Source organism: Chitinophaga sp. OAE865, assembly GCF_040546735.1.
GTDB classification, from domain to species: Bacteria; Bacteroidota; Bacteroidia; order Chitinophagales; family Chitinophagaceae; genus Chitinophaga; species Chitinophaga polysaccharea_A.
Window position 1 is genome coordinate 6,055,260 of sequence record NZ_JBEPOF010000001.1, and the last position, 20,589, is coordinate 6,075,848.

The window sequence follows — 20,589 nt, forward strand, 5'->3', positions numbered from 1 at the left end:
AGTGAGTAAAGATAAGTAAAACGTTTATTATGCTTTTTTGCTACTTTTAGCCGGTAATCAACCATTCATTGTAGATAGTAGCATTTTCAGGATGTCCAATAATTCAGACAACGAACGGGAACTGCTCCGGCTGGTAGCTGCCGGGGATGAGTATGCGTACCGGGTTTTATTTGACCGGTATTCGGACAGAATGTATATGAATGCACTGCATTTTACCAAATCAGCAGAACTGGCGCAGGACCTCACACAGGAGATCTTTATCCGTATCTGGATGAACCGGGCGAAACTCGCTGCCGTGGACCGTTTTGATGCCTGGCTGTTTACAGTGGCCAGGAATGTGATCCGCAATGAGTTAAAGAAAAAAGTATTGCCGGTAGAAAACGCGGAATCGCTGGATGCTTATTTCAGGGACAATAATCTAACCCCGCAGGAAAGAGTAGAATATAAGGAGCTGGAAACGGCCGTTCACCAGGCCATTGAAAATTTACCCCCGCAAATGCAAGCGGTGTTCCTTTTAAGCCGGCGGGAAGGACTAACGCATGAAGAGATTGCCCGGCGCATGAATATCTCTGTTGTTTCTTCCAAAACCTATATGGTCCGCTGTCTGCTTGCGATCCGCAGACACCTCGGCAAAAATGCCGGCAAACTGGGCATCCTGATCTTTTTCCTCTACCGGTAAAAATATTTTCTTCCAGACGTCTTACCTCTGTTTATTTGATTGTCTTTACCTGGAACGGCCTTCAGGCGGCAGGGACTATTATCATTTTTAACAACGCATTATTATGTTGCCATCCGAATTTCAATATCTGGTAGAAAAATTCCTGGACGATAGCATTACCCCGGAAGAGTTACAGCGTTTCCGGCAATGGGTGCTGGAAGACAGGGCCGTAGCCATACAGGAAGCCGCGATAGAAGCTGTATTGCAAAAAAATAATTATCCCGGCGAAATGCCGGAAGATAAACAGGTGATGTTCTCTTATATACTGGAAGAGGCGAATCGGCGCACTGCCACGCATTCCGGTAGGAAAACAGTGAACATGCGGAGATGGTGGGCGGCGGCAGCTGTTTTATTACTGCTGGGCGCCGGCTTTTATTTCCTTACCCGTACTGAGTTGCCGGTAGCAGTAGTTGCACAACACTCCAATAACATCATCCAGCCGGGCAGGGAAGGCGCTGTGCTTACCCTTGCGGATGGTTCACAGGTGGTGCTCGACAGCCTGAAAAACGGGGTCATCACCCAACAGGGAAATACGGATGTAAGGTTCCGGAACGGGCAGCTGTTATACAACAGCCGCAATAATGCTGCTTCTGCGTCCCTTGTCTATAATACGGTAGCTACGCCCCGGGGCCGCCAGTTCCGCGTGATATTGCCGGACGGTACTGCCGTTTGGCTCAATGCCGCCTCCTCGCTCCGGTACCCGGTTACTTTTCCGGAAGAAGAAAGAAATGTAACCGTTACGGGAGAAGCCTACTTTGAAGTAGCTGCTGATGCGCACAAACCATTTACCGTGAAAACAGACAACGGTACTGCTATCAGGGTATTGGGTACCAGCTTTAACGTAAACGCCTATACGGACGAATCGGCATTGCGGGCCACCCTTTTACAGGGAAAGATCCTGGTAAAAACCACTACCGGCAACCAGGTATTGCTGCCGGGAGAACAGGCAGTGGTAGGCCAGTCCATTACTGTAAATAAACAGGCGAATACCAGCCAGGCCATTGCCTGGAAGAACGGCATATTTAATTTCCAGCAGGCCCCGCTTGAAGTGGTGATGCGGCAAATTTCCCGCTGGTATGATGTAGAAGTAGTATACGAAAAGAATATCCCGGCTATTACTTTCGGCGGTGAAATGGGACGGGATCTTGAGTTGAAGGACGTACTGGAATTCCTGCAGGAATCAGGTGTACATTTTAAATTATCAGGAAGAAAACTGACTGTTATGCCATAATTATTAATCAACCAGATCATCGGCCACAAAAAAACCGGAAGCGGTTCGAAGCACTTCCGGTCAGAGGTTGGCTTAACTGAGAAAACAAGTCACGCAAGACTGCTTATTCATCAACTAAACCATTGCAAAGCTATGCAATTAAATGCTCTTTGTAACCGGTCGGGGAAAGGTGTGCAAAGCCCGCATGTCCCCGGGACTCCAGCTGTGTACAGCTGCCGGTTATCAGCCAAAATCAAAGGATCGCACTACCGGACAACGATCCCAATACTAAAAGTCATGAAACTAACCATGCTTCTTCTTATAGCTGCATTCCTGCATGTAACGGCGGGCAGCTATGCGCAACAGATCACCTTTTCGGGGAAAAATGTACCGCTTGAAAAAGCATTTTCCGTGATCAGGGAACAAACCGGGTACCTGGTGGTATACAATGCCGAGCTGCTGAAAAATGCCAGGACAGTTACGGTAAACGCGCGCAATATGCAGCTGGAAGCGTTCCTGGAGCTTACGTTCAGGGAACAGCCGCTCAAATATGTGATCCGTAACAATACGATCCTTGTAACAGGAAAACCCCGGCCGCAGCAGTCACCGAGCACCACGCCGGCCAGTTTCGCTGCTGCACAGCTGGCACATTTAAAGGGAACCGTGGTCAATGAAAAAGGAGAACCGCTGCCCGGTGTCACCATCCTGCTGAAAGGCAGCGCCCGCGGTACTGTTACGGACGACGGCGGCTTATTTCTGCTCAGCGGCGATGTGGAAGAAGGCGCCGTACTGGTGGTAAAGATGATCGGCTATATCCCCCAGGAAATTACGGTGAATGGGCGTAGCGATATCCGTATTGCCCTCCGGGCGGATGTTCGGAACCTGGAAAATGTGACAGTTTCCACCGGGTACAAAAAAATCCCCAAATATCAGCTTACCGGCGCCGCTTCAGTGGTAACGCAAAAGGAATACGATCAACGTGTAGCCGTTACCGGTAACTTCCTGGAAAGCCTGGAAGGAAAGGTACCTGGTTTGGTGTACAACAGCCAGTCCGGGGAATTGTCTATCCGCGGTGTTTCCACCTTTGATGCGGTAAAAAGGCCGCTGATAGTGGTAGATGGCTTTCCCACGGAAATAGACCTTAACACTATCAATCCTATTGATATCGTTTCCATTTCCGTACTGCGGGATGCCGCTGCTGCTGCCATTTACGGCGTACGCGCCTCCAACGGGGTGATAGTGGTGGAAACCAAACGTGGAAAATCCGGTAAAGCAAGATTCGGTTTGCGCGCCACCACTGCACTGCAGCAATCGCCTGATTTTGGTTACCTGAAATTTGCGGGTGCAAAGGAATTTGTAAGCCTGCAGGAAGCACAGTTCAGGCGCAGCAACCCCGATGAAAGCGCCTATACCGCTTATGGCCGGCCCATGAGCCCTGCCACTGCCATCCTTTTCGATGAACAGCAAAAACGCATTACTGCGGCCGTAGCCCGGCAAAAGCTGGATTCGCTGGGCAGTTACGATAATACAGCAGAATATAGAGACCTCTATTTCCGCACCCGCCAGGCTACCAATCTTAACCTGGATGTAAGCGGGGGAAACGACAAAAGCACTTACCTGCTGGGCGTGAATTATATTGCCGAACAACCGGTGAATATTGGCGCGAAGAACAACCAGCTGATCCTGAATTTTGCCAATACCTATCAGCTTTCCAACCGGCTGAAAATGGATTTCCGCAGTGTGTATTCGCACGCCGAATCTGAAAAAGGCTTCACTGCTCCCATCAATGATTTTTATCCCTATGAAAAGCTGGCCGACGCCAACGGTACTCCCCTGGCGGTTGCGCAGGGAACCAGCAGGGACTATCTTAACTTTGGCGTTAGCCGTGAGCGTAACAACCGTCTCATTGCACAGGGCCTGTATGATCAGCTCTATTATCCCTACCGTGAGCTCACAGCCAATACCACCAGCATCAATACCAATGTGTTCCGGGTACAGGCCCGGCTGGAAGGAAAGCTCACCGATTGGATGTCGGCAGAAGTGGGCGGTAATTATGAACGGCAGCAAGGGCTGCAGGACAACCTGCTCAATGAACAATCCTACACGGTACGCAAACTGCTGAACCTTAAAGCCGCCAAAGATCCCAACGGAAGACCTTTGTTCATTGATATCCCGCAGGGTAATATTCTCCGGAGAACAGACCAGAAAGCGGTGAACTACACCCTGCGCGCACAGCTGAATTTTGATAAACGCTCTGCCAACGGCCGGCATGAAATGTCGGGCATACTTGGCGCCGAACAGCGGAAAACCACCAGCGACAGCTATCTTAACAGTTACTTCGGGTACGATGGTCAATCCCTGATCAGCAAACCCGCTAACCTGCAACGCGCGAGCCTTTGGGGAAACCCTGCATTCCCGGACGTATCCCAGTTTGGTGGTGCTCTTTCGCTGAAGGATTATCTCAATGAAACCAGTTCCGACCGGCGCTTTCTTTCCTGGTATGCACAGGGCACCTATATCTACAACAGTAAATATATTGTTACCGGCAGTTACCGTATCGACCAGTCCAACCTGTTTGGCGTGGACCCTAAATATAAGTACCGCCCTTTATGGTCCGCTGGCGCTGCATGGCGCCTCCATATGGAAGATTTCCTGAAAGACAAAACCTGGATCAGTGAGCTGAAGCTGAATGCTACCACAGGTTTCAATGGTAACGTACCACTGAGCAACAACGGCCCTTTCCTCATCCTGGCTTCGCAGCTGAACAATGTATTTGAGGTATCCCAGCCATCTTATTATGTGATGACGCCAGAGAACCAATCATTACGCTGGGAAACAACCCGCACCTACAACTTCCGCCTGGACTATGGATTCTTTAACAACCGGCTGTTTGGCTCTGTGGACTATTACTACAAAAGAACGGGCGATGTGTTCGGGCAATTTGACGCTGACCCTACCAGTGGCTTTAACCAGTACAACGCCAACACCGCTACTATCCGGAACAGCGGCGTAGACCTGCTGATTTCATCCGTAAATGTACAAACCCGCCGGTTCGAATGGCGCACCAGTCTCACCGCATCGCTGAACCATAATAAAGTACTGGCGGTAAAAGCCAGCGAGTATGATAATTCAGAATATATTACCAGCAGCCGTATCAACCGGCAGGGCTATCCCATGGATGCCTTATTCAGCTATAACTACGGCGGACTAACGGATATGGGTAAACCCTTTGTATATGATGCCAAAGGTGGCCGGCATATTCTTGATTTTTACGGCAATGCGGTGGTGGATGTAGCATTTGAAGACCTGATCTACAGCGGTACCACTACGCCCAAATATGTACTGGGTCTGAATAACCAGTTCACTGTAGGCGCATTTGATGTTTCATTCCTCTTCATGTATTACGGGGGTCATGTGATGCGGGTGGAACAACCCAATCCTGTGAACATCACTACTTACAGTACTCCCCTGTTAGAAGGCTCCTCCAATTACTGGAAAAAAGCCGGCGATGAGCTGTATACCAATATTCCCGGGCTAACACCTGGCAGAGCGCAGGATCCATATTATTTTTCTTCGTATGCCCGTTACGGTTACCAATATGCAGCACAGTTTATCCGCAAAGCCGATTATATCCGGCTACGCGACCTGATCGTCACCTATAACCCGAAGTTTGAGTTTCTGAAACGGATGGGGCTCAGTCAGACGCAGATCCGTTTACAGGGACAAAACCTGTTCTACTATACTTTCAGCGGAAATGATATTGACCCGGAGGCGATAGACCGTACCAGCGGCGTGCGACAACTGCCACAACGGCCGCTTTACAGCATTTCCCTTTTTACTAACTTCTAATCATTCATCTATGAGATCAATCAATATTGTCTTTGTCCTTTTACTTACAGCCGCCGGTTTCTCCGGCTGTGATAAGTTCCTGGAAGTGAAGCCAAAAGGGATCGTGATCCCGGAGAAGCTGAGCGATTACCAGCTGATGCTGAATTCCAGGCAACTGACCCTTACATTTCCACCTGCCTTGTTATATTGTACAGACGATTATTACGAGGAATTTGATGACCTGAGCACTGTGCCCGCAGCTAATGCTTACTACTGGCGGCCAGGGATCGACCAGAACGAAAAAGAAAGCCCCGCTGCATGGGGCGATCTGTATAATAGTATTTACAATGCCAATGTGATCATCAATAATGTGATGGCCACCACAGATGGCACACCGGCCGCCCGTGCCTCCACACTCGCAGAAGCCCTGGTGATCCGTGCAGACTGCTATTTTATGTTACTGACGCTTTTTGCAAAAGCATATAATCCCGCAACTGCCGCCAACGATCCCGGTTTGCCGCTGGTGCACAGCACCAATGTAACCGATAAAGCGCCGCCACGGTCTTCCGTACAAACAACACTGGATACCATCGTTACCAATGTAACAGATGCCATTGCTGCATTGCCGCTCACCAACCTCAACAAATACCGGCCTACAAAATATGCTGCGTATAGTTTGCTGTCAAGGGTGTATCTGTATATGCAGGATTATGCCAACACGAAAAAGTATACGGACCTGGCGCTAACCGCGCCGCACAGCATGATCAACTTCAATGATTATGAAGATGCGTATGCCTTTCCTCCAACTGATATGAATCCACAGGTGCTCTGGCAACGCGCTTCGTCAGATTATACGATCCCCTCTATGATGGGCATGCAGCGTGGATTGAGTACTTTATACCAACCTGGCGATCTCCGGTTGCTCTTTCTAGCCTATTCGTTTGATACCGCTCCGGATGATTACTATTATTCCGCTGAAAATGGCTACTCCAATTTCGGTACTACCTTCCAGGAAATGTATCTGACAAAAGCTGAAGTACTGGCACGTGATAATCAAACCGAAGCCGCCATGAACGTAGTAAATGAACTGCGGAAATACCGGTTCAAAACAGATGCTTATACGCCCCTGGCGGCGACTGATAAGGAAGACGCGTTAAAGAAAGTGCTGGAAGAACGCAGACGGGAACTGGCCTTCCGCGGGCCGCGCTGGATGGATATGAAGCGCCTGGACCGCGAAGGGCGTATGCCTTTGGTAGAGCGCAGGGTGAACAGCACCGGCGCCTTAAAAGGCACGCTGGAACCAGGCAGCAAAAAGTATGTTTTCCAGATCCCTGCCCGCGTACAGCAATTTAACCCGGATATGCAATTAAATGACCGTTAATCACTATTACATGAAAAGCATTATTCTCGCACTGATACCCTGCACACTGCTGTTCACAACAGCCGATGCACAAAAACAAAATACCACCCTTTCCGGCAAATTGAACAGCAGAGATATTACTACGCCGCTGCACCTGAAAAATATGACCGGAGCCGACCTGCTGATCCCCGTAAATGGGGACGGAACCTTTAGCAGCAAAGTGAACTTACCTGCAAAAGGATTCTATTCCCTGACCGGCGTAGGGCAGCTGTACCTGGAACCGGGCTACCAGCTCCAGATTGCGCTGGGACCAGATAGCACTTACCGCTTCAGCGGCAAAGGCAGCATTGAAAACAATGCCGTTTCGGACGCACGGAAAGCACTGTCCAGATATGTACAGACTTCCCCGAAGCGGTTGCTTTCACAGGAAGCCTTGTATACCCCCGTACCAGTATTTATCAGCAAAATGGACGCTTTTGTGAAAGATGGACAACATTTGTTTGACCAGTCGCCCAGCGCTTTTTTCCGGGAGATGGCCGGTAAGGACCTTGCCTACTATGCTAAATATGTGCTATCCGACTACAGCCTGTATTACGGAACAGACCTGGAAAAACAGGAAGCCTTCTTTAAAATGATGGAAACCGGCGACCGCACAGATACCGCTTTCCTGCGCCGCTTATCGGAGGCACGCAGCGCCATGTGGGTGAAAAGGCCCGACAGCACAGAGCGCAGGCTGCTGGATAATATCACCATGAACAACTGGGATAAGAACGATTCCGCATTGTTCCAGCAATCTGCCTGGTACAGGGAAGTGCTGGACCACTACCTTTCCGTTATCCAGTACACAAAGTACAGGCATTTGTTTGAAGCATCTGTGAAAGACAATAACATACGGACCCTGATGGACCTGTATATTTCCAGGGGTGAGATCACGAATTCCTTTATGCTGGAATATTACACCTATACCGGCACACAGAATGCGTTGAAAATGCTGAAGGATAAACAGGTGCGCGATAGTTTGTATAAAGATTACGTTGCCGGCGCGAAACATCCTGCATACCTGAAAGAGATCCGGGACATTTACAGGAATGCCAATACCTATAGCGATAATTCCCCTGCCCCTGATTTTTCTTATGAAGATGTGAACGGTAAAAAAGTTTCCCTGAAAGATTTACGCGGGAAATATGTTTATATAGATGTTTGGGCCACCTGGTGCGGCCCCTGTAAAATGGAGATCCCCCATTTATCGAAGATAGAAGCGCTTTACGAACATAAAAAGATCCGGTTTGTGAGCCTGTCGGTAGACAAACCCGCGGATAAACAAAAGTGGAAAGATTTTGTGCAGAAAGGAAACCTGAAAGGTATACAGTTGCTTGCGGATAAGGATTTCCGGTCCGACTTCATCCAGAAATTCAACATCAATTCCATTCCACGGTTTATACTGATTGCGCCGGATGGCAAAATTGTAAGTGCCGATGCGCTGCGGCCTTCCAATCCTGAATTGAAAGCATTGCTGGATAAATTACTAACGGAAGGATAAATAAAAGAGGGCGTCATTCATTTACCGGCCTCCCCTGCCTACCTTCCAGGTGCCGGATCATGCCGTTCATCTGCTCCAGCTGCGTTTTCCAGATTTCGATACTCCTGATACGTTCTAAGGTTCAAAAGTTATTGTATGCGGCCAATGCCGCATACAATAACTTTTCTGTTTTTAATGAACCACAAGATCAAAATAAGCGAAGCACTGGCAAGTTGCCAGCACCTCGCATTTATTTTTTATTCAATACTTGGGATGTGGTTTACACCTTCACCTTTTCCGTTTTTTCAGATTAATACAATCTATTGCAAATTTATTCTGTCAGATATAACTCTTGCAATGGTCTTACATTCATATGATTATTTTTTTCAAATGATTCTGAAAGCGCATTTACCGTGGCCATTGCAGCAGGTAAGGTTGTAATTACAGGTATATCATGTATTAAAGCCAGTTTGCGGACATCCATTTCATCCTGTATTGACCCTTTGCCTACACAAATATTAATGATCATGTTAATTTTCTTATCTCTGATATAATCTATCACAGAAACCCCTTCTTTGTCCGAACTAATCACAATAGAATTATTGGTAAGACGAGACCTACCGTCTACTATTTTATTTAAGTGTTTTTGGGTTTTAGGAGAAAACAGTATATCAAATCCAAGTTCAGTTAGTTGCATCGCCAGTGGAACGATAGAAGGAATATATTTTTCATCCACGCTAATAAATACATTTCCGGAAGTAGGAACATTATATCCTCCTCCTATTTGCGATTTCAAAAAAGCCATTCCAAAAGTATCCGCTATGCCCATAGACTCACCTGTTGACTTCATCTCAGGAGTGAGTAAAATATCGGACCCGGGAAACCGCTTGAACGGAAATACTGCTTCTTTCACAGAATAATAAGGTGGAACAACTTCTCTTAATTTTAATTCTTCAATGCTTTTTCCCAGAATGACTTTCGTTGCCATTTTTGCCCATTGAACCCCAGTTGCTTTACTCACAAATGGAACTGTACGGGACCCTCTTGGGTTCACCTCCAGAACATAAAGCTGACCATCTTTTGTAATGGCAAATTGAATATTCAGCAATCCAATCACATGTATTTCTTTAGCAATAGCAATGGTAGCTTCCCGGATTTCGGAAAGTATCTGTTTGCTTAACGAATAAGTCGGAAGGGAACAGGCCGAATCACCGGAATGAATTCCTGCTTCTTCAATGTGTTCCATGATACCAGAAATCACACATTCTTTTCCATCAGCCAAGGCATCCACGTCCACTTCAATTGCATCTTCCAAAAATTTATCAATAAGAATTGGATGTTCCGGAGAAATGGCCAGCGCCTTACTCATATACGTCTTTAGTTCCTCCTGATTATATACAATTTCCATAGATGACCCTCCTAAAACGTAAGAGGGCCTCACAACTACGGGATAGCCGATTTTTTTTGCCGCAGCTGACGCTTCTTCTAAAGAGGTTACAGTATCATTTGCAGGTTGAATAAGATTTATTTTATGAAGGAGTTGCTGAAATTTTTTTCTATCTTCCGCCAGATCAATATTAGCCGGAGATGTCCCCAATATTTTCACTCCTGATTTCTCCAATTGGATGGCCAAATTCAATGGTGTTTGTCCACCAAACTGTATGACGACCCCCATTGGCTTTTCATTTTCATAAATATTAAGTACATCTTCCAACGTGAGCGGCTCAAAATATAATTTATCAGAAACGTCAAAGTCAGTAGAAACGGTTTCTGGGTTGCAGTTCACCATAATGCTTTCATATCCTTCTTCCCTTATGGCCATCGATGCGTGCACGCAACAATAATCAAATTCAATGCCCTGTCCAATCCTGTTGGGTCCTCCGCCAAGTATCATCACTTTCGGGTTAAGTGTTACTCTCGATTCATCATCCTCTTCATATGTAGAATAGAAATAAGGCGTGAACGCTTCAAATTCTGCAGCACAGGTATCCACCAATTTATAGGTTGGTAGCACCCCAAGTTTTTTTCTAATCGTTCTCATTTCTATTTCGCTTCCAAAACCGAGAAGGTTTTTTAGCTGTATGTCAGAAAACCCATATTGCTTTGCCCGTCGGATACTTTGCTCATCTGCAATAATACTTGTTGCAGTTTTGAAAATCTGGTTCATTTGATTCAAAAACCAAGGGTCAATATGTGTATAGGCATAAAGCTGATCAATACTCATTCCCTTCTCCAAAGCATACTTAATAAAGTAAATTCTTTCCGGATTGGGCTTACTGAGTTTTTCAACTAACAATTCCTCGGTCACTTCTGTCATATCCTTATTGTCAAAACCCAACCCATATCTTTTTGTTTCCAATCCGCGAAGACCTTTTTGAAACGCTTCTTTAAAAGTTCGGCCAATTGCCATGGTTTCCCCAACAGATTTCATAGACGTCCCCAGTAGGGGCTCTGCTTTTGGAAATTTGTCAAAATTGAACCGGGGAATTTTTACTACGCAATAATCAATAGTAGGCTCAAAGCACGCCACCGTTTTTTTAGTGATATCATTTTGGATTTCATCGAGTGTATATCCTACAGCAAGTTTCGCAGCAAATTTAGCTATTGGGAAACCTGTTGCTTTTGATGCCAGTGCAGAACTTCTGGATACCCTTGGGTTCATTTCGATTACAATCATCCGCCCATCTTTAGGATTCACGGCAAACTGGACATTGGAACCGCCGGTTTCTACACCGATTTCTCTCATGATGGCAATAGAGGCATCACGCATCTTCTGGTATTCTTTATCTGTAAGTGTCTGAGCCGGAGCAACAGTTATTGAATCGCCAGTATGAACACCCATTGCATCCAGGTTTTCGATGGAACAGATAACGATTACATTGTCATTCTTATCCCGCATCACTTCAAGTTCGTATTCTTTCCAGCCAATGATGGATTCTTCTATCAATACTTCAGTGATTATACTACTTTTCAATCCTTCAGCTACAATAGTTTCCAGATCATTTTCTGAATAAGCAATTCCTCCACCGGTGCCACCTAATGTAAATGATGGTCTCACCACGCAAGGATACCCCATACGCATTGCCGCCTGTTTCGCATCTTCCAAAGTATTCACAACATCAGATTTGGGTAAATCCAATCCAATGTTCAACATGGCCTGTTTAAACAATTTTCGATCTTCTGCTTTTGCAATGGATGCAGGCTTTGCCCCTAGCATTTCAATATTGTATTTTTTGAGAATGCCTTTGTTATGTAAATCCATGGCAAGATTCAATGCTGTTTGTCCACCAAAAGTAGGAAGCACCGAATCGGGTTTTTCTTTTTGAATGATCTTCTCCAATATTTCTACCGTGAGCGGTTCGATATAGGTTTTATCGGCCGTATCCGGGTCGGTCATAATGGTAGCAGGATTCGAATTGACAAGAATAATCTTATAACCATCTTCCCGCAAGGCTTTGCAAGCTTGCGTACCAGAGTAGTCAAACTCACAGGCCTGACCAATAACAATCGGACCGGGACCAATAAGCAATATACTTTTTATATCTTTTCTTTTGGGCATAAATTTAATGTTAATTGTGTGTTGGTATTTAAGAGATTGGGTATTGGATTTTATTTAAATTGATAACAGCGACTCTTTTGCAATAGTGCGCAATCTCTCTCTTTCCATCATGTCGATAAAATAGTCAAAGAGATATCTTGAATCGTGCGGACCAGGAGAAGATTCTGGATGATATTGGACAGAGAATGCGGGGTATTTTTTGTGGCGGATACCGGCAATAGTTTGGTCATTTAGATTTATATGTGTAATCTCTACTTCCTCTTTATTAAGACTATTGCGGTCAATAGCATAATTATGATTTTGAGACGTAATTTCAACCTTCCTGGTTGATAGGTTCATGATTGGATGATTTACTCCATGATGGCCAAAACGCAGTTTGATTATTCGGGCACCCAATGCGAGACCTAATATCTGGTGACCAAGACATATTCCAAAAAAAGGAATTTTTCCCAGTAATTCTTTCACCAATTCAACCACGTCTACCAAGGGTTCGGGATCGCCGGGCCCGTTTGACAAAAACACCCCGTCAAAGCCTCCTTCTAAAATAGTTTTAGCATCTACAGAACAAGGAAACACCGTCAAATCACAATTCTTATCTTCAAATAACCGGAGGATGTTATATTTGATTCCGCAATCAACCACGGCAACTTTATAATCTGGAAATTTATTTTTATCCCATTTAAAACTCGTCCTCGTAGTAACATCCTTCACTATGTTTTTTCCTACAATTTCGTCAGCTTGTTTCAGCCTCTGCACCAGTGTTTCTAAACTTTCAGAGGAGGTGGTGAGCATTGCTTTCATGGCACCTTTCTCTCGTAGATATCGAGTGATGGCCCTTGTATCAAAACCTTCTACGCCAATAATGTTGTGTTCTTCTAAATAAGCTTTTAATGTTTTAGTGCTTCGCCAGTTACTTGGCTGAGGTGTGTATTCCTTTACAATTAATGCATCCAGGTAAATTTTGCGGGATTCGACATCTTCAGCGTTGATTCCATAATTGCCAATCATGGGATAGGTCATTACCACCATTTGTCCATAATATGATGGATCGGTCAATACTTCCTGATAGCCACTCATGGCTGTATTAAAAACAACTTCTGCAACCCGTTCTTCATTAGGAACGGAGGTAAATGTTTTTCCGTGAAATATCTTTCCATCTTTAAAAATAAGATGTGCATTTTTAGGTTTGCTGGCAAACTCAGACTTTTCGGCAAGCACGTTTTCAAGGAAAGCATGTAGTGGTTTAATAAGATCGTCGGAGGTTTTAAAATTACAGTAGCTAATCCTGGCCATATCGTTAAGGTCCCTTAGCAAAGTTGTTTTAATTGGCGTTTTGTCTTGTACCGCTACGAAAATGGGAATGTTTTTCCCTTTGAAAATGTTATATGCCACTTCAAATGCAGTACTTTCACTGAGGCCCGTTTTGATAACGACCATAGCATCCGCTTCATCGAGCAACGATAGCCGGTAATCCCGGAAATTTTTCGGTGTAAATTCAATCCCTGTATTTTTTTCAAAGGATTGTTTAAAGGTAAGCTGATTCGCAGCTTCCATGTCGGTTAGAAACCTAACCTTATATGGTTTCCCTAAGTCTAAATGCTGTAAGGCATCCATCACTTCCTGGATAACTCTTTGTTCCTCTTCACTTGTTTCAGAAAAGGGTTGTCGAACAAATAAATTTAAAATGTGCATGTCGATTTTATTTTGGTGTTTAGTAAATAATCAATAGTTCAGTAGTTTTAACAACCAGGTGTGCAGTTATGTGGATAAAAATATTCTTTTGCAAAAGATATTAACAGGAGGAGAAAGGGAAGAAAAAGGCAGCAAAATTTGGTGAGAAACAAGATTCTACCGCCTTTAATAAAGTAATTAGCTTTATCAGAGTATTGACCAAGTTAGTGAAATGACCAGACCACCTGGCTGCAAGATCAGCTTTTCCGGTTGGTTTGATATTGCCTTTAGCAGCCTGCTGAATAAAGAATGTATTGCCGCATTTGACCCGAGCTATGTTCCTAAAAGCGGTAAGAATACCTAAGGTATTAGTCGTTTCTGGAGCAGCAAAGACCGCCGTGTGCTGCGGGGTATGGAAATCGGGTGCCTGACACTGATCGATGTTAAAGATGCAACGGCTTATAGCGTAGAATCGGCACATACGCCTGCCAGCAGAGAACAAAGCCGTATGGCACATTATGTAAAAACGATAAAGGATAATGCTGGGCATCGTCAAGGTAGTGTACCTGCAAAACAAAGCAAGTGGAGGATACACTATATTATTAAGTACAGACACCGATATGGAAGCCGGTAAGATCATGCGCTACTACAGTTTACGCTTACAGATTTAATTTTTAATCCGGGACGCCAAACAACACATGGGACTGGAAGAATGCCAGGCAGCCAGTGAAACCAAATTATATAACCATTTTAATTTTTCGACCATGACGGCATCATTAATGAAGTTAACCTGTTGGGCCAGTTTGCCCGACAAGGGGAATACTCCTTTCTCCATACGCAGTATCAAAACCTGGTTCTATAACAAGCATCTGACCGAAACTATTTTTTCAAACTTAGGACTGGGGCTGAATTGCAATAAAATAAAACAACTATACTCCAAATGCCTCAATATTGGATTGATGGCCGCTTAAATAACTACCGAACTATTGACAAAAAAAACACAAAAAACGGGAGCGTTAATGGTTAACTTGACCTGCCTTCATTATATAGTCCCATGTAACGCCCCACGGGTCAGGACGCCATTTGATATATAATGTATCATTAAATCGGGATGTCAATTTGCTCTCGATATTTAACTTTTGCACTTCCATCCTTAAATTGATTGCTTTCAGACTCAGCGCGGTAGTAGGAGTGGAATTATCTTTTTTACCCCCCATTGATTAGGAACACCAATAGGCACAAGACAGCAAAAATAAATTTCACGCCATGTATTAATGGTTTCATAGTAAGTAATTGGAAGTAGGGTTAATGGGTTACAATTAAAAGCTTACATTCTTCATTCAAAGTTTATAATATGAGATCAGAACACAATGAGATCAGAACACACGTAAAGTTAGGCATTTAATCAGCATTTTCATTAAACTAGTTTAATAAATCAGAATGTTATTAAATGAATTTTTGAGCACTGATAAAACGGTATTTACAGTAACCGGTCATTTTTGTACAAGGTATATGCATAATGAGAAAATATTATAATTCGATTGCGCCAGATAGATTTAGAGCACGAGCATAACTATGCTATCATTTATATGATTGGTTCTGCAACAAACAGAGGTCACTATAAATTAGGCTCGTATTTCTGTTTGCTTTCAATGAACTATTTGTTCAGCCCCTGCAATATAGTTTCGAGGGTTCAACCAAGTCAACGAGATATGTTTTTGATAGAGAAATGATAGATCTTCAAATGTTAGTGCTTTGGTAAATTTTTCTGCGGCATGATCAATTATAATTTTCCGAGAAAATGAAGTTAGCGCGTTGGGCCAGTTTGCCCGGCAAGGAGAATATTCCTTTCTCCATGCGCAGTATCAAAACCTGGTTCTATAACAAGCATCTGACCGAAACTATTTTTTCAAACTTAGAACTGGAGCTGAACATTCTTTCACCGGCGGCATTCTCTGCCACATTCATTACAATCACCGCATGCCCCGGAGCGCCGCCTTCCGGACTTTCTTTATGTATGGATACTTCCGGTTTCCGCCGTATTTCCCCCATATATACGCCATAGTTCCGCCGTATATACCCTATACTTATATAGATACGGCATAATCACAGGTTAATTTTGTTCTACTTTCCGGTGAAATATAGATATAACAGGAAGACTCCTACAGTATGCCTTACACCTGTGTTAGTTGTAGCTTATTCCTCAAACGGTTTTGTTTCAGTACAAACCGGTCTCCTTTCATCCAGCCGGTATAATCTATTGGGGTGCCATGGCATGAAAAGCGATCTTATCAAACTGTTTACTGTTATACAGGTATGCTGCATACAGGCGGATCACTGCATCCGCGCATTGCCGGAAATCCTTGTTGCCCGTGGAAATATCCAGTACGGCATATTGCGCCTCCTGGTTGTTTTTTAACTGCCCGTTATAAAGATATACCCTGTTATCCCTTTTCAGCGGCATAGCCCGCAGCCAGGCGCCAAAACTGCCCGCGGGCTGGGGAACGCGTGTAAATCCCCCTGGCAGAGGAAGGGCGCCTACTACTGCAGGCGGATACGTCCCGATAAAAAACGGCCGCTCATTTTCCGGGGCAGCCATGGCTGATGCTCCATACTGCCATACATATACGAAATAACCTGAAAAAGTAAGGACAGCTACCAATAGTATAGTTAATTTCCGGGCGTTGATCATAGCAACAGGTTTTCGGGTAGATGCTTTTCCCGGAATTTTCCATAAAATTATTTTTTCAGCGCCGGTGCAAGTATCCGCTGGATAGTGGCTGTTTTTAATTCCCTCCCGATAAATACCAGTGCAGAAGCCGGTGTGACGCTCCCCCACTCTCCCGCCGGTTGTATGTGCAGGTATTTCCCGGTTGACTGTACCAGCATTCTTTCCTGGCTGTCTTTCACGCGGATATATCCCTTGATGCGGTACAGCTGGTCGGGGTACACATTGAAATGAAAGTCCAGCACAAACACCAGCATGTTCAGGTCAAACGCCTCAGGCGATTCAAATAACACCGTATTCACTTTATGCGGATGCTTCACCGGGGCTACTGCTGCAACAGCGGCGGCTATTGGTTTTTCAGGGAATTGTATTGTTTTCAGTGATACAGTGCCGTCCTCCGAGGTGGTAATGAAGGCCAGCGGGTTCATCTGCTCCAGCTGTTGGGAAAGATAGATCAGTTGCGGTATATCCAGGTGTTTTATTTTATTGATGATGATCACATCGGCACAGGAAAGCTGTTTACCTGCCTCAGGCACCTGTTGCAATCTCTCAAAAATATTTTCCGCATCTACAATGCAAATGGTGCTCACCAGGGTATAATGCCGCTGCACCTCCGGCATCAGCAGCATACCGATAATATTGCCCACATCCGCTATCCCGGTGGTTTCGATAAACACATGTTCCGGGTGATCCTCCTTTTGCAGGATAGTGCCCAATACCTCCAGCAGGTCGTTATCCAGCGAACAACAGATACAGCCGCTGGTAAGTTCATATAACCGGTCTATTTTTTCTGTGATCAGGCTGGCGTCGATATTCACTTTCCCAAACTCATTTTCAATAACGATATTATTGTGCCCTGCAAACTGCTGCAGCAGGCTGTTTAGCACAGTGGTTTTACCTGCGCCCAGGAATCCCGTTAAAATATATACTTTAACCCGTTCATCTCTCTCCATACTTTCTCTTATTAAAATTTAAAAAATAAATACCCAGTATGATCATCGGGATACTGAGCACCTGTCCCATGTTCAGCAGGTGCCCGTTTTCAAAAGCCACCTGGTTTTCCTTTACAAATTCAAGCAGGAAGCGGGCGCTGAATACGCCCGTGAGCAGCCAGCCAAGTAATTTGCCCGGCGCCGGATGCTTTTTGTACAGGCGCCACAGCAATATGAATATGATAAGGTAGCACAACGCCTCGTACAACTGCGCCGGGTGGCGTGGCAGCATATCCACCCGTGTAAATAGCACGGCCCAGGGCAGGCTGGTTGGCAGGCCAATGATTTCAGAATTAAAGAAGTTACCCGTCCGAATCAGTGCACCTGCCAGCGGTACCACCAGCGCCAGGCGATCCAGCAACCACATTAGCGGTACGCGGTAACGGTAACTGAAAAGTGCGGCAGCCAGCACAATGCCTATGGCCCCGCCATGACTTGCCAGTCCCTGGTAGCCCGTGAAAATGATCCGGCCATCAGGAAAGGCAAATGGCAGGATCATCTCCCAAAAATGCTGTTTATAATAAGCCCAGTCGTAAAACAAACAATGCCCCAGGCGCGCACCGGTCAGGGTGCCGGCTATGATATACACCAGCAGGCGGTCCAGCATTTCCCGGGGCCGCCCTTCCTGCCGGAATACCTGCAACAATACCATGTACGAGGCCCCAAAGGCCAGCATAAAGCCCAAACTATAGTATCGCAGTGCAAAACCGCCAATACGGAATATTTCCGGGGAAATGCCCCAATGCAAAAAGAGTATCACTGCCAGTTTGTTAAACTATACAAACATAATAAAAAAAACAATCTGCAACATAGTTGCATTTATAAATACCTGCGGATACAAATCTCAACATGAAATTTTACCTTTGCCGCATGTCGCTATTTATCACATCATTGAATTCGGGAAGCAACGGGAATTGTTATTACATAGGCAACGACAGCGAAGCTGTGCTGGTGGATGCGGGCATCTCCTGCAGGGAAACGGAAAAGCGGATGGCCCGCCTGGGGCTTTCCATGAATAAGGTAAAAGCGATATTCATTTCACACGAACATATAGATCATATCAGGGGCGTACCCGTACTGGCAAAAAAATACCGCCTGCCGGTGTATATTACCAATACTACCATGGTACATGGCGGTCTTACACTGGAGCAGCAACTGGTAATGTCGTTTAACCCATATGAACCGGTACAGATTGGTACTTTGTCTGTAACTGCCTTTCCCAAACATCACGATGCTTCCGAGCCACATAGTTTTATTGTAGCCGGTAACGCCGTTACCATCGGGGTGTTCACCGACATCGGCGCGCCCTGTGAACATGTGATCCGTCATTTTCAGCAATGCCACGCCGCATTCCTGGAAGCCAATTACGATGAGGAAATGCTCGATAAAGGCCGGTACCCCTACTACCTGAAAAAACGCATCCGCGGGGGGAAAGGGCATTTATCCAATAAACAGGCGCTTGAAATATTTACCACCCACCGACCGCCGTTTATGAGCCATCTCCTCCTCTCTCATCTTTCCCGCGATAATAACAGCCCTGCACTGGTACAGGAGCTTTTTGACCAGCACGCCAATGGCACGCACATCGTGGTAGCCTCCCGCTTTGCGGAAACAGCCGTTTACCACATTTCCGTTCAGCATACCCGCGAAGTTCTGCCACAGAATGATTAGCCGCTTCCACACCTGTTAAACACTTTATACAGCATTTCCCCTGTCAATGATACAATTACGTAGCGGCATCGTTACTGGCATGTTTTATGGCCGGTACATGGTACATCTAAAAAAAATTACCATGGAAAATATAACAGCAAGTGCTACCAATGAAGTATTAAATGATCTCATCGCGATCAATAATGACCGTATTGCAGGTTATGAAAAAGCATTAAAGGAATTGGAGGCAGACAGCAGTGATCTGAGGCCGCTCTTTACCGATATGATTGCAGAAAGCCACCAGCTTAGAAATATCCTCGGTAATGAAGTGCAGGCCAACGGCGGAACAATGGAACCCGGTACTACCGCCAGCGGTAAAGTGTATCGCGCCTGGATGGATGTAAAAGCCGTTTTTACCGGGCATGACCGCAAAACAGTGCTTTCCAATTGCGAAGCAGGAGAAGACGCGGCACAAAGGGCTTATAAAGATGCTATAGAACACGAGGCCCTGCCGGCTTACATCAGGGAATTACTGACCCAGCAAAAAGCGGAACTGAAACGCTCACACGATAAAATAAAAGCATTACGGGACCAGGCTAAGTAAGCAGATAATATATATATCATCATTGGAAGCAGCAGGAAGGTTCCTGCTGCTTCTTTTGCTGGTGGTTTGGAAATAAATACGATTCATTATCTTGCAGGCAAACAATTGCCGACATGGATCAAGTATTGCCCGCATGGTATGATCGTCTCATGAAAAAATACCCGGTAGTAACCCAGGCAGAATGGCAGTTACTGGATAGTATTGCCACCGTAAAGCACATTAAAAAAGGAGATGCCTTCCTCAGGTACGGTAAAGTTGCCCGGTATTCCGCTTTTGTGATCTCGGGCATGTTTAAATTTTCTATACTTGATGAGGATGGAAATGAAAAAATAGTGAAGTTCGGCTTCGCCGATGATTTTCTTGCCAACTGTGAAAGCTATAACAGGAAAGCACCTTCCGCTATCAGCATTATTGCCGTGGAAGACGCGGTGGTGCTGAGAATAAATATCAAAAAGCTGCAACCCCTGTACGATCTGCATATGAACCTGCTGCATGTAAACCTGCAGCTGTATCAGGAACTGCTGGAGCAGCAATCTGAGCACCAGTATATCCTTTCCCTGAAAACACCGCTGCAACGTTACCGGTTCCTGCTGGAAAGACGCCCCGCCATCATACAGAAAATATCGCTGACCAATATTGCACGCTACCTGTATACCAGCCGGGAAGCCTTGAGCAGGGCGCGGTTATACCTCCTGGACCAGCGCCGCAACTTTTGTGACTGAGATCACAGCCGCGCAATTTTCCCCGCAA

16 protein-coding genes are annotated in these 20,589 nt (G+C 45.4%); 11 read left to right on the forward strand and 5 right to left on the reverse strand.

Going from position 1 to position 20,589, the window contains the following annotated elements; all coding sequences use genetic code 11:
- Positions 1-37 precede the first annotated feature (37 nt).
- The 5 genes from ABIE50_RS24215 to ABIE50_RS24235 all read left to right on the forward strand — a co-directional run bounded on the left by ABIE50_RS24215 (position 38) and on the right by ABIE50_RS24235 (position 8,656).
- On the forward strand, positions 38-679 hold the full coding sequence (locus ABIE50_RS24215) for an RNA polymerase sigma factor (protein WP_209858811.1): 642 nt from the start codon (positions 38-40) through the stop codon (positions 677-679).
- A gap of 103 nt (positions 680-782) precedes the next feature.
- Positions 783-1,949 (forward strand): FecR family protein, encoded by a 1,167-nt coding sequence (locus tag ABIE50_RS24220; protein ID WP_209858809.1) that lies wholly within the window; start codon positions 783-785, stop codon positions 1,947-1,949.
- Positions 1,950-2,225: 276 nt separating this feature from the next.
- Positions 2,226-5,777 carry a SusC/RagA family TonB-linked outer membrane protein gene (locus ABIE50_RS24225; RefSeq protein WP_209858800.1) on the forward strand — a complete coding sequence of 1,184 codons (3,552 nt, stop codon included), beginning with the start codon at positions 2,226-2,228 and terminating at the stop codon, positions 5,775-5,777.
- A gap of 10 nt (positions 5,778-5,787) precedes the next feature.
- Positions 5,788-7,137: a RagB/SusD family nutrient uptake outer membrane protein gene (locus ABIE50_RS24230; protein ID WP_209858799.1), complete on the forward strand. Its 1,350-nt coding sequence runs from the start codon at positions 5,788-5,790 to the stop codon at positions 7,135-7,137.
- A 10-nt stretch (positions 7,138-7,147) separates the two neighbouring features.
- Entirely contained in the window at positions 7,148-8,656 is a 1,509-nt protein-coding gene (locus ABIE50_RS24235; RefSeq protein WP_209858797.1) for a TlpA family protein disulfide reductase, read from the forward strand.
- Between the two features lie 310 nt (positions 8,657-8,966).
- On the opposite strand, the gene carB is transcribed toward ABIE50_RS24235, so the two are convergent.
- Positions 8,967-12,194, reverse strand: coding sequence for a carbamoyl-phosphate synthase large subunit (gene carB, locus ABIE50_RS24240; RefSeq protein ID WP_209858795.1), 3,228 nt, complete (start codon positions 12,192-12,194; stop codon positions 8,967-8,969).
- 54 nt (positions 12,195-12,248) lie between these two features.
- On the reverse strand, positions 12,249-13,886 hold the full coding sequence (gene carA / locus ABIE50_RS24245) for a glutamine-hydrolyzing carbamoyl-phosphate synthase small subunit (protein ID WP_209858793.1): 1,638 nt from the start codon (positions 13,884-13,886) through the stop codon (positions 12,249-12,251).
- Positions 13,887-14,097: 211 nt separating this feature from the next.
- On the opposite strand from carA, the gene ABIE50_RS24250 reads away from it, so the two are divergent.
- From ABIE50_RS24250 to ABIE50_RS24260, 3 genes are all read left to right on the forward strand, one after another.
- Positions 14,098-14,229 carry a hypothetical protein gene (locus ABIE50_RS24250; RefSeq protein ID WP_354028158.1) on the forward strand — a complete coding sequence of 44 codons (132 nt, stop codon included), beginning with the start codon at positions 14,098-14,100 and terminating at the stop codon, positions 14,227-14,229.
- A 175-nt stretch (positions 14,230-14,404) separates the two neighbouring features.
- Positions 14,405-14,536 carry a hypothetical protein gene (locus ABIE50_RS24255; protein WP_354028159.1) on the forward strand — a complete coding sequence of 44 codons (132 nt, stop codon included), beginning with the start codon at positions 14,405-14,407 and terminating at the stop codon, positions 14,534-14,536.
- Between the two features lie 1,130 nt (positions 14,537-15,666).
- Complete coding sequence (locus tag ABIE50_RS24260) at positions 15,667-15,930, forward strand: hypothetical protein (protein WP_209858791.1); 264 nt, start codon at positions 15,667-15,669, stop codon at positions 15,928-15,930.
- A gap of 192 nt (positions 15,931-16,122) precedes the next feature.
- Here ABIE50_RS24260 and ABIE50_RS24265 read toward each other — a convergent pair whose 3' ends face one another.
- The 3 genes from ABIE50_RS24265 to lgt are packed head-to-tail and all read right to left on the reverse strand — an operon-like array spanning position 16,123 to position 18,345.
- The gene (locus ABIE50_RS24265) at positions 16,123-16,557 is read right to left on the reverse strand and encodes a DUF4846 domain-containing protein (protein ID WP_209858790.1); all 435 of its coding nucleotides are present in this window, start codon (positions 16,555-16,557) and stop codon (positions 16,123-16,125) included.
- Between the two features lie 47 nt (positions 16,558-16,604).
- The gene (locus ABIE50_RS24270) at positions 16,605-17,546 is read right to left on the reverse strand and encodes a CobW family GTP-binding protein (protein ID WP_209858788.1); all 942 of its coding nucleotides are present in this window, start codon (positions 17,544-17,546) and stop codon (positions 16,605-16,607) included.
- Positions 17,533-18,345: a prolipoprotein diacylglyceryl transferase gene (lgt, locus tag ABIE50_RS24275; protein ID WP_209858786.1), complete on the reverse strand. Its 813-nt coding sequence runs from the start codon at positions 18,343-18,345 to the stop codon at positions 17,533-17,535. Before lgt ends, ABIE50_RS24270 begins: the two co-directional genes overlap by 14 nt.
- A gap of 110 nt (positions 18,346-18,455) precedes the next feature.
- On the opposite strand from lgt, the gene ABIE50_RS24280 reads away from it, so the two are divergent.
- The 3 genes from ABIE50_RS24280 to ABIE50_RS24290 all read left to right on the forward strand — a co-directional run bounded on the left by ABIE50_RS24280 (position 18,456) and on the right by ABIE50_RS24290 (position 20,561).
- Positions 18,456-19,256 (forward strand): MBL fold metallo-hydrolase, encoded by an 801-nt coding sequence (locus tag ABIE50_RS24280; protein ID WP_209859962.1) that lies wholly within the window; start codon positions 18,456-18,458, stop codon positions 19,254-19,256.
- Between the two features lie 121 nt (positions 19,257-19,377).
- The gene (locus ABIE50_RS24285) at positions 19,378-19,839 is read left to right on the forward strand and encodes a PA2169 family four-helix-bundle protein (RefSeq protein ID WP_209858784.1); all 462 of its coding nucleotides are present in this window, start codon (positions 19,378-19,380) and stop codon (positions 19,837-19,839) included.
- A gap of 113 nt (positions 19,840-19,952) precedes the next feature.
- Positions 19,953-20,561, forward strand: coding sequence for a Crp/Fnr family transcriptional regulator (locus ABIE50_RS24290; RefSeq protein WP_209858782.1), 609 nt, complete (start codon positions 19,953-19,955; stop codon positions 20,559-20,561).
- The last annotated feature ends 28 nt before the right edge of the window (positions 20,562-20,589 follow it).

Coding starts and splice junctions, on each gene's coding strand:
- ABIE50_RS24270 (WP_209858788.1), bottom strand. CDS start 17,546: ATGGAGAGAGATGAACGGGTTAAAGTATATATTTTAACGGGATTCCTG.
- ABIE50_RS24265 (WP_209858790.1), bottom strand. CDS start 16,557: ATGATCAACGCCCGGAAATTAACTATACTATTGGTAGCTGTCCTTACT.
- ABIE50_RS24290 (WP_209858782.1), top strand. CDS start 19,953: ATGGATCAAGTATTGCCCGCATGGTATGATCGTCTCATGAAAAAATAC.
- ABIE50_RS24225 (WP_209858800.1), top strand. CDS start 2,226: ATGAAACTAACCATGCTTCTTCTTATAGCTGCATTCCTGCATGTAACG.
- ABIE50_RS24255 (WP_354028159.1), top strand. CDS start 14,405: ATGCTGGGCATCGTCAAGGTAGTGTACCTGCAAAACAAAGCAAGTGGA.
- ABIE50_RS24250 (WP_354028158.1), top strand. CDS start 14,098: ATGACCAGACCACCTGGCTGCAAGATCAGCTTTTCCGGTTGGTTTGAT.
- ABIE50_RS24280 (WP_209859962.1), top strand. CDS start 18,456: ATGTCGCTATTTATCACATCATTGAATTCGGGAAGCAACGGGAATTGT.
- ABIE50_RS24285 (WP_209858784.1), top strand. CDS start 19,378: ATGGAAAATATAACAGCAAGTGCTACCAATGAAGTATTAAATGATCTC.
- ABIE50_RS24220 (WP_209858809.1), top strand. CDS start 783: ATGTTGCCATCCGAATTTCAATATCTGGTAGAAAAATTCCTGGACGAT.
- ABIE50_RS24235 (WP_209858797.1), top strand. CDS start 7,148: ATGAAAAGCATTATTCTCGCACTGATACCCTGCACACTGCTGTTCACA.
- ABIE50_RS24260 (WP_209858791.1), top strand. CDS start 15,667: ATGAAGTTAGCGCGTTGGGCCAGTTTGCCCGGCAAGGAGAATATTCCT.
- ABIE50_RS24230 (WP_209858799.1), top strand. CDS start 5,788: ATGAGATCAATCAATATTGTCTTTGTCCTTTTACTTACAGCCGCCGGT.
- carB (WP_209858795.1), bottom strand. CDS start 12,194: ATGCCCAAAAGAAAAGATATAAAAAGTATATTGCTTATTGGTCCCGGT.
- carA (WP_209858793.1), bottom strand. CDS start 13,886: ATGCACATTTTAAATTTATTTGTTCGACAACCCTTTTCTGAAACAAGT.